General features: G+C 34.3%; 9 protein-coding genes. 5 read left to right on the top strand and 4 right to left on the bottom strand.

Annotated features, from left to right (window positions below; all coding sequences use genetic code 11):
* Positions 1 to 22 precede the first annotated feature (22 nt).
* The 4 genes from QP953_RS05005 to QP953_RS05020 all read right to left on the bottom strand — a co-directional run bounded on the left by QP953_RS05005 (position 23) and on the right by QP953_RS05020 (position 8,471).
* A complete protein-coding gene (locus QP953_RS05005; RefSeq protein WP_309554161.1) occupies positions 23 to 3,718 on the bottom strand; it encodes an AAA family ATPase in 3,696 nt (1,231 codons plus the stop codon).
* A gap of 176 nt (positions 3,719 to 3,894) precedes the next feature.
* On the bottom strand, positions 3,895 to 5,757 hold the full coding sequence (locus tag QP953_RS05010) for a peptidase M61 (RefSeq protein ID WP_309554162.1): 1,863 nt from the start codon (positions 5,755 to 5,757) through the stop codon (positions 3,895 to 3,897).
* 288 nt (positions 5,758 to 6,045) lie between these two features.
* Positions 6,046 to 7,065 (bottom strand): hypothetical protein, encoded by a 1,020-nt coding sequence (locus tag QP953_RS05015; protein WP_309554163.1) that lies wholly within the window; start codon positions 7,063 to 7,065, stop codon positions 6,046 to 6,048.
* Positions 7,066 to 7,337: 272 nt separating this feature from the next.
* The gene (locus QP953_RS05020) at positions 7,338 to 8,471 is read right to left on the bottom strand and encodes a serine hydrolase (protein WP_052594563.1); all 1,134 of its coding nucleotides are present in this window, start codon (positions 8,469 to 8,471) and stop codon (positions 7,338 to 7,340) included.
* Positions 8,472 to 8,993: 522 nt separating this feature from the next.
* On the opposite strand from QP953_RS05020, the gene QP953_RS05025 reads away from it, so the two are divergent.
* The 5 genes from QP953_RS05025 to QP953_RS05045 all read left to right on the top strand — a co-directional run bounded on the left by QP953_RS05025 (position 8,994) and on the right by QP953_RS05045 (position 14,705).
* Positions 8,994 to 10,121 carry a hypothetical protein gene (locus tag QP953_RS05025; protein WP_309554165.1) on the top strand — a complete coding sequence of 376 codons (1,128 nt, stop codon included), beginning with the start codon at positions 8,994 to 8,996 and terminating at the stop codon, positions 10,119 to 10,121.
* Positions 10,122 to 10,409: 288 nt separating this feature from the next.
* Positions 10,410 to 10,949 carry an RNA polymerase sigma factor gene (locus QP953_RS05030; protein ID WP_052594556.1) on the top strand — a complete coding sequence of 180 codons (540 nt, stop codon included), beginning with the start codon at positions 10,410 to 10,412 and terminating at the stop codon, positions 10,947 to 10,949.
* Entirely contained in the window at positions 10,936 to 12,306 is a 1,371-nt protein-coding gene (locus QP953_RS05035) for a hypothetical protein (protein WP_309554166.1), read from the top strand. The genes QP953_RS05030 and QP953_RS05035 overlap by 14 nt, the downstream gene beginning before the upstream one ends.
* Positions 12,307 to 12,440: 134 nt before the next feature.
* Positions 12,441 to 12,824 carry a hypothetical protein gene (locus QP953_RS05040; protein ID WP_052594553.1) on the top strand — a complete coding sequence of 128 codons (384 nt, stop codon included), beginning with the start codon at positions 12,441 to 12,443 and terminating at the stop codon, positions 12,822 to 12,824.
* Between the two features lie 285 nt (positions 12,825 to 13,109).
* The gene (locus QP953_RS05045; protein WP_052594552.1) at positions 13,110 to 14,705 is read left to right on the top strand and encodes a CTP synthase; all 1,596 of its coding nucleotides are present in this window, start codon (positions 13,110 to 13,112) and stop codon (positions 14,703 to 14,705) included.
* Positions 14,706 to 15,281 lie beyond the last annotated feature (576 nt).

The following is a 15,281-nucleotide window of genomic DNA, read 5'->3' on the forward strand; positions in this document are numbered from 1 at the left end:
TCTTGGTACAACACCATTTTTATTAAACTTCCATCACTTTCAATTGGCTAAAACCACCACCTTTTTTGACGACATGAATTTGGGTAGGAATATTTTGTTTTAGTTGCTCGATATGAGAGATAACACCAATGGTTTTTCCTTTGGACTCTAGTGTTTGCAAGGCACGAATAGCAACTTGCAAGGTGTCGGCATCCAAGGTGCCAAACCCCTCGTCAATAAATAAAGATTCAATGGTTGCGTTGCCACCCGCTAAATCCGACAATCCTAGAGCTAAAGCCAAACTAGCTAAAAAACTTTCTCCTCCCGAAAGCGTATTCAAAGGACGTTTGTTATTGGCTTGAAATGTATCTACAATATCAATTTCTAAAATATCATTAGGTCGTCTATCTTGATATTCTGCCAAGCGTTTTTCTAAGTAATATCGTCCATTGATAAAATAGCGCAAATGTTGATTGGCTAAGTGAATTAGTTTTTTTAAGGTAATACTTTGTGCAAAGACACGGAACTTTTTACCATCACTTGAACCAATTAATTCTTTGAGCATCCCCCAACGCTCTACTTCTTTTTTATGAGCATTAATTTTTTCTAAAAGCGCTTGGTTCTTTTCTTCTTGGGCAGCTTGGTGTCGTAATTTTTCTTTTGTACTACCAATCTCTTGGAGCAAATCTTTAACTTGCTTTTGTTGCAATTGATAGTTTTCTAAAAGCGTTTCTTTTTCCTGCAATTCAACGGTAGTAGTTTTTAAAAGGGCAGCTTGGTGTTGCTGATTGGTTTGCTGTTTCTCAGTATTATGATCAATATTTTGTTGCAATTCTTGTTGTTGCTGTGCAATAGAAATCGCTAATTCTTTGTCCAAAAGACTTGCTTTCAAAGTTTCCAAATCTTTTAAACCTATTGTTTGGATGGCATCCAGTAGCAATGGTTGTTTTTCTGCCACCAAATTACGGAAGAGAACCGCTTGCTTTTCTTTTTCGGATAAAATACCAACATTTTTAGCTTGCAACTGCTCCAATTGTTGTACTGCTTTTAAGTTATCTTCTAAGTGACGATTCAACTCCTCTAATTCTTGCGTTTTAGCCGTTTTAGTTGCTTGTATAGATGCTTCGCCAAATAAATCCAAACGCTTCTGTTTTAAGGCATCTAAATCTCTTTGATGCTGTTCCCAAATCGTTTGTTTCCCTTTGAGCAATTCTTGGCTTTCGCTCAATTGATCTAGAAGATTTTTTAACTGCAAGCCAATATTTTCAAGCTTTGTAACTTGCTTTTGTTGCAATTCAGTTTGTTCTATATATTTATTTTTGGATTGCTCTAAATGTTCAATAGCTTTTGGTAGATCGTCTTTTAGTTGATAATTAGCAAGTTGTTTTTCTATAAAATCTTGCGCCTTTTGTAGCTCTGTGTGATAATGTTCTTGTTCTAGAGCTTGTTCATTTTGTTGTTGATTGAAGTCTTTTAGGTGCAAGGTATTTTGATGAAGTTTGGAGTGAAGTAATTCCTCATCTTTCTCACTATTTTGAATCTTCTGCTGAATTTTACTCAAAGCACGTTCTAACGTTATATACTCCTTGACCAAAGCTGAAGTATCTTCAATTTTTGCTTTTAAGGCATCTTTTTGATGAACAATAGGAGCAATAAACAATTGCTTTTGCTCTATAATAAAACGAATGTTCTCTTCCACCAAGGTTAAGTCGTTAACCAAAGTAGCTTTTCGTTTTTGCAAATCTTGGATGTTAGAAAAAATTAATCGTTGATGATTGGTATTTTCAGAGTAAGTTTGCTCTACTTTTTCCCGTTCTCTTTTGGCTTTTGTACGATCTTGATCGGCTTTTTTTAGGGCGTAACTCACATCAACATTCAACTTTCTAAAAGGCTGCTCAACAGAGAAACACAAAGGACATTCGTCCCCCTCTTTTAATTGACCACGAAAAGCACTCAAATCGTTTTTGGCTTGTTGTTCTTGATAGACTAATTCATAGTAATTTTCGAGCTTTCGAGCTTGTTGCAAGGCTTCTTCATATTGCAAAAACAGATGATCTAAAAACTCAAACTCCGTTTGTTTGCTATCAATATTTTCATCCAACTCAATCACTTCTTGTAATAACTCTTGGTGTTTTTTACGCTCCTCTTCAACACTGGTTAAGGCTTGTAACAGTTGATCGGTATTAGCACTGTGTTCTTGTATCGCTGTTAAATGTGTTTCATAACTTAAAGAAGCATCTAACTTGTATTGTTTACAAAATTGTAGATAAGTTGCTTTTTCTTCTTTTAAAACAGCTTGGTTTTCTTGCAAAGCAAGCTGTAGCTTTTTTGCTTGTATATTTAAAGCCTCTATTTTATCTTTGGTTGCAACTTGCTTTTTTTGAATAGCCAACAAAGCTTCTTCGTATTTTTGAAGATCTTTGTATTGGTTTTTTAATTCAAAAATAGTGTCCGAATCCACCAAAGAAGCATAGATTTGATGTTGTTCTAACCATGCTTTTGTAGAGGTTTGATCTTCTAATAACTTCTTTTTATCATCTTGAGTTTTTTGTATAAGAATGGTTTTATTTTCTACAAGTAGAGACGTTTCTTTTAATTCTTTTTGTAAAGCGAGCGCCACTTTTTCTTCACTTTCTAGCTGAGTATCCAATTTTACAACTTGATCATAAATTTGCTCAAAAGCTAAGAAATTTTCTTTTGCAACTTGCAATTGCTTTTCTAGTGTTTGTTGTTGCTGAGAACGAGTTGCTAATTCTTTTGTCGTGCTCGCATTCGCCTGTTGTAAGGTTTCAATTTCAACTAAAATCGTCTGCTGGTTTTGGATGGTTTGTTCTAATTCATCCAAGGCAGGTTTAAATTCAATTGCTTTTTGATGCAAAGCCAGTTGGTCAAAAGAATCTTGAGCTGTTGATTTTTGTGATAACAATGTTTCAAATTGTGCTTGCAACTGTTCTTGTTCGGCTTGCAAATTTTCCAATTTTTGGAGCAACTGTAATTGTTCTTGTTGCTGTAAGAGGGTGTGCTCTTTTTCTTGTTGTTGTTGTTCGAGCAAGACTAATTGTTCTGCTAAAAAAGCTTTTTCTTCAGGAGATAATAATTGAATATTGGAATTTTGCTCCTTTAGCTTTTCTAGTTCTAATAACGCTTCTTTATGACGTTCAAAAGCCGCAATAGATATTTTAGAATAGCGGTCAGAATTAGTGATTCGCTCTAAAATAGTACTTCTATCTTTAGTACCTTTTAGAAATTGTGCGAATTCACCTTGGGCAAGCAAAACAGAACGAGTAAAACGTTTGAAGTCTAATCCTCCTAATAATTTTTCTACCAAGCTATCGACTTTTTTCTTTTTGGTAGCTAGAATTTTGCTACTTAGCCTATCAGGAGAAAGTTCTGCAATTTCTCGTTTGGACTCAGAAAAAGAACCTGTACGAGTTTTCCGTAAACTCCATTTTGAGCGATAAATCGTGCCCATACTTTCAAACTCCACTTCGGCATAACAACTTTTGCTACCATGTGTTAACACTTGGTTTTCTTTTTTTGTGATATTCATATCCTCAAACCTTGGCACCAAACCAAACAAAGCCAAAGTAATGGCATCCAAAATGGTGGATTTACCAGCCCCAGTATTTCCAGTAATCAAAAATAAGCCGCTATCTCTAAGAGGAGATTCTTCAAAACTGATGCGATACTCTCCTTTTAGGGAGTTAAGGTTTTTTAGGCGTATGGTAAGGATTTTCATGATAATACTGTTGTTATTGTTGATCACTCATTTTTTCTGAACGATTACTAAAGCTTTACTAAGATAAAAAAAAAGGCATCGGAAAAGAATCCAATACCTTTTTAGTCTTTTTTTATCTGACAATACTTTGTAGAGAACTGTTGTTAAGAAGTATTCATTTGAAAAAGTTTTTCTGATTACTCAGAAATGTAATCACCCAACCAAGCTTTACGTAGGTTCACCTTTTCGGCACTAGCTTGCTCATCTACAAACAAAGCGTGTGTAACTTCTACAGGTACTTTTTTTAGAGTACCCTTAAGTTCTTTTTCTTCGTATTCGCCTTCCGCATTTTTACGCAAAACGGTGACACTTAGTTCCAGCCCTTCTTTAGCTGCCATTTGGTGTTGACCCAATACACTTTGCAATGTTTGCATGGTCAATTCTTGTCCCTGCCATTTATACAACAAATCACCCCCTTGGAACCCTAAAATATCTTTACCAAATGCATCAATACCACTTTCTTTAATTTCAATCAAACTCTTTGCAAAATTGAACGTAACCCCTGTATTGATATTAAATCCAAAAGGAGAAAGCTCTGTAATCGTTCCTTTTTCTTTGTAATCAATTCCAAAATCTTTCATCAAAGAAGCGATTGGCAGCGGTTCTGCTCCATCGACATAACGCGCAAAAAAGTCTTTCATCTCCTTTTTGAAGCCTGTTACTTTTCCAATTTCTTTGAATAGGCATTTGTCTTTAAATGGTTTGTCAATGCCATATTTTTTGGCTAAATCGTTCATCATATTTTGAGTGCCATAACTACCTTTAGACAACTTACGAAGCGTCATATCTAAGCACATATTGATCAGTGCCCCTTTTAGGTAAACATTGGCATATTGAGATTTATTTTCATCCAAACAAGTTTTGCTCATGGTCGTAAACGGAATAGATTGGTTAAACATCTCTGCTTGACGCATCTTTTGACTCATGGCAGCCAAAAATTGTTGAATAGGCACTAGTTTTTGCTTCACTTGAACGTGTTGTGCAGCATATTCTGTTCCTCCTTCGTACAGCCATAAGTGAGCAGACATTTCAGGATTGATGAAATCAAAATTATGAATCTCTTTAGAATGAATGTTTAAAGGCGTTACAATATGAAAAAATTCGTGTGCAGCAACGTCCCTAACTGTTTGGCTAATCCCTGCTGGATCGCCTTCAAAAAGACAATAAAAAGAAGAATAAGAATGCTCTAAAGCTCCTGCCGAACCTGATAAATACAAACCACCTTCTTTGTTTAAAAAGATTAAAAAGGCATAACGATCAACAGGCAATGTGCCCCCTAAATACTCTCTTTGAGCTTCCAAAATAGGTTTGATATCTGCTGTTAAATCTTTAGATTTGACACGACCCGTAGGAGAGTAGGTATGAATTAAGATTGAAGCTTTACCTACTTTAAACATGGCTGTGTCTGGAGCACTAAACATAATTGGGTTGTCCACCAACGAGTTGTAACTGTCTGTTTCAAAAATGTCGGTGTCGGCATCTCCCCCTGTGCGAGGCATGGCCGTTCCTCCAAACAATTCTTTAGGGCGATCTACTTCAATTTTGTAAGGCAGTTTTTCGTATTTTTTGAAATAGCCAAAAATACCATGGTTATTAAAAACAAATACATTTTTATCAATATTAGTACCCGCTGGCTCAAAAATAACATTGGATTTATTGGTGTCCCAAGTATCCTCTACTTTGTAGGTGATTTTGGCAGCTGTTTTGGCATTGGTAATTTTCCAAGTATTAACATCTGGATGTTCTACAGAGAGTTCTTTTCCTTCTTGGTCAAAAGCTTTAAAGTCGCTTATAAAGCGACCAAAATTATAAACACTATAAGTGCCAGGAACCATTGCAGGTAAGTGAAAATAGAGGTCTTTTTGTTTTAAAGCTGGGACTTTTAATTCTACAGCTAATTGATCGTTTGCTGTGTTGTTTAAATTTACTTTATACTCGTATGTTTGAGCAGAAAGTTGTAGGGTAGCTAAACTTAATAAGCTAACTAATAATTTTTTCATTCTTTGGTTAATTTATTTTTTGGTTGTTCTTTGTTAGAGTTTGTACAATATCAAGAATTAGATTTATTCTCTTGTTTTAAGTTGTTGTTTAAAACACGTACAAAATATTATAAATAGGAATTCTTTTTGTGGGAGTAAAGATAAGTGCAAATGGAATATGTTTTATAATTTTTTCGATTAATCTTAAGATTCATTCTTCTAAATCACATAAAAAAAGCTACCCTTAAAAGGTAGCTTGGTCTTTCGTGAATTTTTATAAATCAAAAAAACTTTAGCATATAAGGTGTTTTATTTTAATTCAAACCATGTTTGTGGAGTATCCGAAGATAACTTTTCTTCTATGTACAATAATTTAATGGCATCATATTGAGCAATTAATTTAGGGCTAGCCTGTTGAATAGACCAGCGTTGTTGCACATCTAAATCTAAGTAGGCTTTTTGAAATTTGTTAAATGCCAATTCTTCCCAATATAAATGAAATGCTTCTTGCAGAGCAACCAATACTTCAGCATACTGCTGATAGGTAATATTTTTGTTCATACGGAGGTTGATCCACAAGTAGTTTTGCGGAGCTGCTTTTTCGTAACTATTCTTATAATTAGCAGCCAACTCACTTTGAATAAGAGAACCCAAAACCAAAGGATTGGCTTGACGACCTTTAAAAATTATTTCATTACCTTCTCGAAGGTCAATATGTAGAATGTTTTGAGGGATATAATGTTCAGGACGAATTTTTTTAGATGCTAAACTTAAATCTATCTTTTTAGACATTGTCAAACGTTCGGTATTGGGGTGGATGGTTGAGAAAGCTTCAACTGCCGAATTGGAACCTCTCGTAGATGTAGCGTAATAAGTGCAGGCTTCTTCTAGTTGAGTAAAGGGCAGGATATCTAACGGAAGGTATTGTTTTTTATCGGGTTGCATGCTTTCATACATGGCTAGGTGTAAACTTTTATTTCCATAAATTTGAACCCACGCATAAGCATCTTGTAAGTAGTGAATGGGCATATCAGAGGGCGCTTCCAATTTTATATTATGTTGTTGAATCTCTGCTGCTTCTAAATTTTCAAACCGAGTATCCAAGAATTGATATAAATTTTGTTGTGTAAAATCGAGTGTTTTTCCATCCAAAACCCAATGACTTTTTGGGTTGGCATATTGGATTTTTAGTACTACAGCACCATAATCATTCCCTTGAGTTAGATATTGAGAGCTAATGTTGGGCAATGGAGTATCTTGTGCTTTTGTCATTGTCATTGCAAAAACAGTAAGAAGGACAACAAAAAATAGGTGTTGAACTTGTTTCATAACCAGCCATTTTGAATGTAGCACCTTTATTGGGAATAAGAACTCCTTTAATTAGATAAGTTCTAGTATATGGCATACTACATAGATTAAAAAGTAGATCAATAATGTAATTTAAATTTGGGGTTTAAAAAACAGGACGAGATAATCAAATATAGAAAAGGACTTAAATTGGATTGTATCTAAGCCCAAATGAATACTTTGTCATTTATTCTATATTGGAGGATAGCCTTTATACGATTAATATAGTTATAATTTTTATGCCAAAGAAATTATTATTTGTCATAAATATCTAGCAAACGTTTTTTTAAAGTATAAACGGCTTTTGTAGCGTAAATATTGGAAGCATTAACAAAAATAATAATGCCCAAGTCTTTTTCTTTCAAAATGCTCGTATGAGAATAAAAGGTACCAGCACTACCGTCGTGTGTGCTAACGTGTGTGCCATTTTTTAGCAGCCTAGTCCAGCCCATAGCATAGTTCTCCCGACCATAATGCACATAGTTATACGTATCAGCTTTTAACAAGTTATCTTGTCCTTGTACACCTTGTAAATGTGCTTGAACAAATTTAGCGTAATCCTCAATAGACATACTCAAGTCACCAGAGGGAGCAATAATGTCTTCCATTTGAAACATATTTCTAGCAGTCACAGCTCGAAGGTTAGAATCTAAAGGATGGACAGAATGATGCCCAAAAGGTTGATTGGCGTCGCTATCTGTAGGCCAACCAATAACCGCATCGATATCTAAAGGAACCAGTACATCGCTTAAAATAGCTTCCTCCCAAGTTGTTTCACTTACTTTTTCGAGCATAGCAGCAGCAATAGAATATCCTGCATTGGAATAAACGTAACCTTCTTGACTACCAACTTTTGCTGGGTTTTGCTTGAGCAACCATTTGGCAAAAGCACGACGTTTTTCCATGGGGTTGCCCGCAAATCGAGGCAAACTAGCCAAGTCCATTGCACTTGTAAACGGCTGAATTTTGCCTCTATGGCAAAGTAAATCAGATAGAGTAACGTTGTGGTATGTTTTTAATGCATCGTCTTCCCAATGTGGAAATATGTCTAAAATCTTGCTATCCCAAGTAATGAACCCGCTTTCTACCAAGCTTGCTGCCCAATGTGCTGTAATTGCCTTGGTCGTAGAGCCCATATGAAAACGGTCGCTAAGTTTTACTTTATCTTTGGTATAAATACGTCGTACGCCTGTTACACCTATGGCTTGAATGGCATCTTTGCGAACAACTGCTGCTGCCATGGCTGGCATATTGTATTTTGAACGTACTTTTTGAAGCAATAGATTAATATCCTCTAAATCTTCAATGTCTTTATTTTTTAGTTTTGAACTTGGGTTACAAGCCAGTAGAATGCTGAAAAGGAATAAAAAACTGAATATACGAATCATAATATTTTCTTTTGGGTACTAATTTAAACTTTTTATGGTAGCAATTTTAAAATTTTTGTTTGGTACACAGACTTAAAAAAAATAAAAAATCATGCAGCGTTTTTACAAAGTCTGCATCTAAGAGATAAATAATGAAGATGTTTATTGATAACTACTATTCTAGCATTACTCCGTTGAAAAATCGTATTAGTTTGATTATCAGTAAGATGTATCCTTATTAGCCTTTATGCTAAAAGACTGATAATCAAACTAATGCAAGATGCTTTTTTACGTTTTTACTTCGTGAGCCTACGGGTTCGTAGGGAAACTAAAAAATCAACGGAGTATTAATTCTAGATAACCTTATTCTTAAATAATCTCAATTTATTACTCCGTTGATTTTTTAACGGATGTCATCAATTCAATAGTTCGTTGAAACCACGTAGTAGCTGCGAACCGAGCTATGCGAGCTCACGACCATAGGGAGTAACAAAGCTAGTCAACGAACTACTAATCAATTAATAACTATCAAATAATCAAAAGATGAGTAAGAGTATTTTTTATATCGTAGGTGTATTAGTTGCTTTATTAATGACTGTTGTTTCTTGCCAAAAAGAAGATGTTGAAGTTCCTATTCCTGAAAAATGTCCAAATATTGGATTTGATGTTGTAAATATTAATGAATCTTTTTCGTCTACCACTTATAGCCCTGTTTTTTATGCTCATAACAGTGTTACGATGCAAGGAAAGTATAAGGATTATTCTGGGCTTGGACAAAATTTAGGATCTGTAAAGACTATTTCAGCTTCTGAGCTACCCAATCCAAACGCAAACTTTGTCGATAAAGTTTTAAATATTAAAGATGCCGATGTATTGTTTGATTATTCTGCTGTAGACCATTCAACAAGGTTAAAGTCAATTATCCTTAAAACTGATGATTTGCTTCATTCTGGAAACCTTAAAATAAATGGTGGTTCTCCTGAGGAATATATGGCATCTCAAACTTTTGGTGAGGTGAAATTATTAGGAGAAATTAATACTATAGAGTTAGGAGGAGCGTCTATTTCAATTGATGACTTATTGCTAAACGATCTTTCACGCAATAGTACTGGATGGGACGCGAGTACATTTGTTTTTGATAATTCCCTAAATATATTTATCGACTCTGCCGACACAGATTATAAACTAATACATACTATGGGAATTCGTATCTTGCACCAACAACACCTACCTTATCCTACCAATATAGATTCTGTCTATTTTAGAGCTAAATATATAGGTTCTACTGGTGCTGTTGGTGGAGGCGAAAAGGGACTTATCGCATGGGGGGATAGTTTCCCTTTTGATAAAGAGAGGAATAGCAATTTTTCTGGTGGTCTTTTAAAATTACTAGATTGTGATTTAGAGATAGATTTTTCAAGTCTTAGGATTTCTAAGAAACATATTTCTTTTGACGTTTCTAATGATATGTTGCTTGTCGCTCCCAATGAATTTAGAGTAAATGGCGCTTCATTGGGGACTGTTCCTGCTGGTATTTCTTATACTATTATGCCTTTAGGAGATGCTGAAAATGGAATACCTTGTTATCGAGTTGTCATTGAAGGTCCTATTAATACAATTGTATTGCCAGAAAATACGACATATGATAACTTATCTGTCTATGGTCTTTAAATAGATGTGTGTGTAGTAATTAGCTGTTGTGCTATTTCGTATGGAGTTTTAGACTTTTTTGATAAGAACTTCTAAACGATTGGTATTGATTATTGGATGTTAAGAGGTATTGTAGGTGGTCTACCTAAGACTAACAAAGAGTGGTTTCGAATAGTGAATGGGATGGGCTATAGGTCTCTATGACGGAGTAGGCAGTTTAGCTAATTGCACAGATCAATATTATGTATAATTTCTATTAAATAAAGTATTATCTTAGTAACAGAAGCAATAAAAAGATGTCAAAAGAAAGTGGATAGTACCGCTTTCAAAGTAATTTATCAGCATTATGCTGATAAATTATACTACGTCTGCCTGCGATATCTCAAGAATAGACCAGACGCTTGTGATGCCTTGCAAGAGGGATTCATCCAAGCGTACAAGAAGATACCCTCATTTTCTGGCAAAGGATCCTTTGAGGGCTGGTTAAAAAAAATCATAGTAAATAAATGCTTAGAATTCTTACGAAGTCGGAAGATTTACGAAGAACTGGAAAATAGCCATATTGTAGAGGATTTTTATGAGCAATCCTTTGAATTTGATTATCCTAAAGGAGATGAAAATCTACAAAGAGTACTACTAAACGCAATTAATCAATTATCAGATGGCTATAGAACAATTGTGAATTTAGTCATTATTGAAGGCTATTCTCACAAAGAGGTTAGTGAATTAATTGGAATTAGCGTAAGTACTTCTAGGTCCCAATTGGTAAGGGCAAGGTTTCAGCTTAAAAAATATTTAACAGCAGATCAATCTGTTCAAATAATTAACAACTACTATGACAGAATTTGATAAACTATTTAGGGATAATTTAAAGGAAGGTAAAGCAGAAACGCCTTCTTTTGTTTGGGACAATATTGAAAAGGAAATTGAAGAGAAGAAGCGTAAAAAAGGGTTGTTTTTCTTCTTTCAGATGCTAAGTATATTGCTTCTCCTGCTAAGTTTAGGATTTATTTACTGGGTAATAGATGATTTGCCGCAGCAGGCATCTTTTGAGGAAATTGTCTCTGAACCAAACCTTAATTCTAAAGAATCAAACGCAATACCAAAATCAACAGGTTTTGATGAATTGCCAACAACTATTTATTCAAAGAAAAATCAAAACAAGATAGACAAACAGTATGTCAATAAAAAGGAAGCCTATATCTCTGAAAATTTACCCACTGATATTGCTACGGTAGAAGATCTATCTAAAGGATTGTTGTCACTAGAAGGAAAGGAAGGTAGAGGAATAGAGCGTCTATCTGAGGGATTGTTATTATCAGAAGGGAAGGAAGATAAAGGAGTAGAAGATCTATCTAAAGGATTGTTGTTACCAGAAGAGAAGGAAGAGAATGCGGAAGGAGCAGAGAGGATTGTTAAGGAATTATTGTTAGAAGATGAGTGCATTGACAGTATGTTTATAGAAAATAAGGACTTGGCAATGTTGTTAACAGGAGAGGTAGTAAAAGAAAATGATTCAAGAAAAAATAAACCTAGAAAAACGCCATTTTTCATAGAAACTAAAGTTGGTTATTCCAGCTATAAAATGAGTTTATGGAATTCCTCTTTTGTCTTTGGAGATCTTTCGAATCGAAAATTCAAATCCTCAGGACTGAATGCAAATATAAGTTTTGGTTATCAAATTAATTCTTTATTAAATCCAATAGTAGGTTTTAATTATAATAGAAAACAAGCTGAATTCAATTATAGTGCTTTATATGATGACGAAGGCTATTTTACTTATAATATTCAAGGAAATAAAATGCCTTTAGATGAAATCAATGACTCTGACCTTTTATGCAATCAATTTATTTTATACGATATAAAGGCGGTCTTTAATATTACATCATTTTCTCTAACTGTGGGGAATCGATTTAATTTATTACAACTAAATAAAATAGGAATTGATTTGGATGTGAGTTATAGCCTTGAAATAAGTTCTAACATAGATGTACAATCTATTGATAAGATCGATGTTTCAGAACATCTTAGAGAACGTTTCAATTCTAAAATAGCTATGGGGTTAAATATTAACTATCAATTGAGCCAACAGTTGAGGCTTTTTGTTCAAGCAGAATATATTTTTAAGCCCTATAATTCAAATAATTTCCACCGTAGTAATGCACATGAATTAATTAATTCTCTTGGATTGAGATTTAATTTTTGATAACAAAAGAATAGAGGTCCTTTGGCAAATACATTAAGGTTGTGGAGGTGTTGATAGGTTACAACATTTACTATTTAGATAATAGGGAGTTGAAATAATTCCTTAAGTTTCAAAAAAATAAAAAATATTAAAAAATGAAAAATTTATCTCGATTTATTTTGATCTCATTATTTGCTGTAAGTTTTTTTTCTTCGTGTAAAAAACAGGATAACGGTATTTGGGAGGTGGCCTTGTCTGTTGAAGTAGAAGGTGATCTAGAGAGTTGGTCTACAATATCTTATTATGATAAAGCAGGGCAACTTCAAACAGAAACTTTAACCCCTGATTGGAATACAACATTTGAATTGGATTCTGGTGCGGATCTAATTGTTAGAGCTAAAGGAATGCTTGATGGAGACCATATTACAGTAAAATATAAAGCAACTATTGGAGGGAAACTTGTTCGATCAGGCGGAAGTGGTGTTTCTACAAAAGATCAAAAAAAGTTTGACATTTGGGTAGAAGATAAATTAGAATAATGCAAAGATACATCTGTTAAGTTGTTTGAAATTAGAGTATTCATAGATAGCTTATTGATGGTGTTTAGTTAAAGTGAGTTGTTCGTATTTTGTGGGCAACTCACTTTTTATTTATTGAAAAAATAAAAAGCGATATCAACAGAAAATAAGAAGTATCTTTTTGAGATAGAGAGAAAACTATGAATTAATGTTAATAATTATGACCTTTTATAGCTTAATTTCATTCAAAAAAGGGTAGTTTTGCGCGCAATTGATTCAAACTTCTTAATTCTTTGCAATTAAATCATGGCTAAGTACATCTTTGTAACGGGGGGCGTAAGCTCTTCTCTCGGAAAAGGAATTATTGCTGCATCTACGGCTAAATTACTGCAAGCACGTGGATTTTCTGTCACCATCCAAAAATTTGATCCTTACATCAATGTCGATCCAGGAACGTTAAATCCTTACGAACATGGAGAATGTTTTGTCACGGACGATGGCGCTGAAACCGATTTGGATTTAGGACATTACGAGCGTTTTTTAAATATACCAACTTCTCAAGCGAATAATGTAACAACAGGTAGAATTTATCAAACTGTTATTAATAAAGAGCGTGAAGGGGCTTATCTAGGAAAAACAGTTCAAATCATTCCGCATATCACAGACGAAATTAAGCGCAGAATGCAATTGATTTCAAATACAGGAGAATACGATATTGTTATTACTGAGATAGGTGGAACCGTTGGAGACATCGAGTCACTACCTTATGTAGAAGCGATTCGTCAGTTGCGTTGGGAATTAGGTGCTGATAATTGTTTGGTCATTCATTTGACGTTGATTCCTTATTTGAATGCAGCAGGAGAGTTAAAAACAAAGCCTACACAGCATTCTGTTAAGGAGTTGTTGAGTGCAGGGGTACAACCTGATATTTTGGTTTGTCGTACAGAACATCCTTTATCTTCTAATATTCGTAGAAAATTATCCTTGTTTTGCAACTTGTCACCCAATGCTGTTATTGAAGCACGAGATGCGGACAGTATTTACGATGTGCCGATTTTGATGTTGAAAGAAAAGTTAGATATCACGGTTATTTCTATGCTTCGTCTAGCAGATCGAAGAGAACCCGATTTGAGAAAGTGGAAAGCTTTCTTGGGGCATATGAAAAACCCTGTTAGCGAAATTCGTGTGGGATTGATTGGAAAATACATTGAGCTTCAAGATGCTTATAAATCCATCCTAGAGGCTTTTGTTCATGCTGGGGTTGCCAATGAGTGCAAGGTGCATGTGGTGCCAATTGCTTCGGAAGAAATTACAGGAAATAATGTTGAAAAGAAATTTAAGGAATTGAATGGAATCCTAGTAGCACCTGGTTTTGGAGAACGTGGCATTGAAGGAAAAATACACGCTATTCGTTATGCTAGAGAAAACAACCTCCCATTTTTTGGAATTTGTCTAGGAATGCAATGTGCCGTTGTCGAATTTGCTAGAAATGTGTTGGATTTAAAAGATGCCTCTTCAACAGAAATGAACGAGCAGACCAAACATCCGGTCATTGGACTTATGGAAGCTCAAAAAGGCATCAATCAAAAAGGAGGGACAATGCGTTTGGGAGCCTATGCTTGCCATTTGGAAAAAGATTCACGAGTACGTAGTATCTATGGTCGCAAGGCAATTCAAGAACGCCATCGTCATCGTTATGAGTTTAACAACGACTATTTAGAAAAAATAAAAGAAGCTGGGCTAATTCCAACAGGAATCAATCCAGACTCCAATTTGGTAGAGGTGGTTGAAATCCCTGATCACAAATGGTTTGTAGGGGTACAATTTCATCCTGAATATAAAAGTACAGTAGAAAAACCACATCCTTTGTTTGTAGACTTTATTGCTGCTTGTGGGAAATAAATACAAAAGCTTATAATTACTTATTTTGGAAAACTGTCTATGGGATTATCTTATAGACAGTTTTTTTGTTGCTTAATTGTTGGGTTTTAATTATTTGTAATGTTTATATCTATTTTGTCAATACTTATATTGATAAAATAGTTTGCACTAAGAGATAATTAGTTATATATTGCAAACAAGGACAATTAAATAATGATAAATATGTTGGCAGCCAATTAATTTATATTATAAGCTCGCCACAAAAAATCCCAAACCACTTGTATTATATTATTTCATTGAAATAATATCAGCCCCCCAACTAATATTTATAGATATTTCCTACTGCTATGTTTCAAGCCTTTTGGCGCATACATTTTGGGATTAGAAACTTTTTTCAATTTAAAAATGTAAGCGATCTATAGCAGCTTGCCTTAATCTATAATATTAAATAGTAATTATTTTTCAGTAGTATGTTATTGAATTTAGGAAAATTTCAATTTATAATTGACTTTATAGCCTAATTTCAAAGGTATAATTCTATGTCGTAAGATCAGTGATGTGTATAGAATATGTTATAATGTTTTAATGCATGTCAAT

The organism is Aureispira sp. CCB-E (assembly GCF_031326345.1).
GTDB lineage: Bacteria > Bacteroidota > Bacteroidia > Chitinophagales > Saprospiraceae > Aureispira.

What these genes read in the sequence shown, in the direction of transcription:
- QP953_RS05010 (WP_309554162.1), bottom strand. Translation starts at nt 5,757, where the DNA reads ATGAAAAAATTATTAGTTAGCTTATTAAGTTTAGCTACCCTACAACTT.
- QP953_RS05040 (WP_052594553.1), top strand. Translation starts at nt 12,441, where the DNA reads ATGAAAAATTTATCTCGATTTATTTTGATCTCATTATTTGCTGTAAGT.
- QP953_RS05020 (WP_052594563.1), bottom strand. Translation starts at nt 8,471, where the DNA reads ATGATTCGTATATTCAGTTTTTTATTCCTTTTCAGCATTCTACTGGCT.
- QP953_RS05005 (WP_309554161.1), bottom strand. Translation starts at nt 3,718, where the DNA reads ATGAAAATCCTTACCATACGCCTAAAAAACCTTAACTCCCTAAAAGGA.
- QP953_RS05035 (WP_309554166.1), top strand. Translation starts at nt 10,936, where the DNA reads ATGACAGAATTTGATAAACTATTTAGGGATAATTTAAAGGAAGGTAAA.
- QP953_RS05045 (WP_052594552.1), top strand. Translation starts at nt 13,110, where the DNA reads ATGGCTAAGTACATCTTTGTAACGGGGGGCGTAAGCTCTTCTCTCGGA.
- QP953_RS05015 (WP_309554163.1), bottom strand. Translation starts at nt 7,065, where the DNA reads ATGAAACAAGTTCAACACCTATTTTTTGTTGTCCTTCTTACTGTTTTT.
- QP953_RS05025 (WP_309554165.1), top strand. Translation starts at nt 8,994, where the DNA reads ATGAGTAAGAGTATTTTTTATATCGTAGGTGTATTAGTTGCTTTATTA.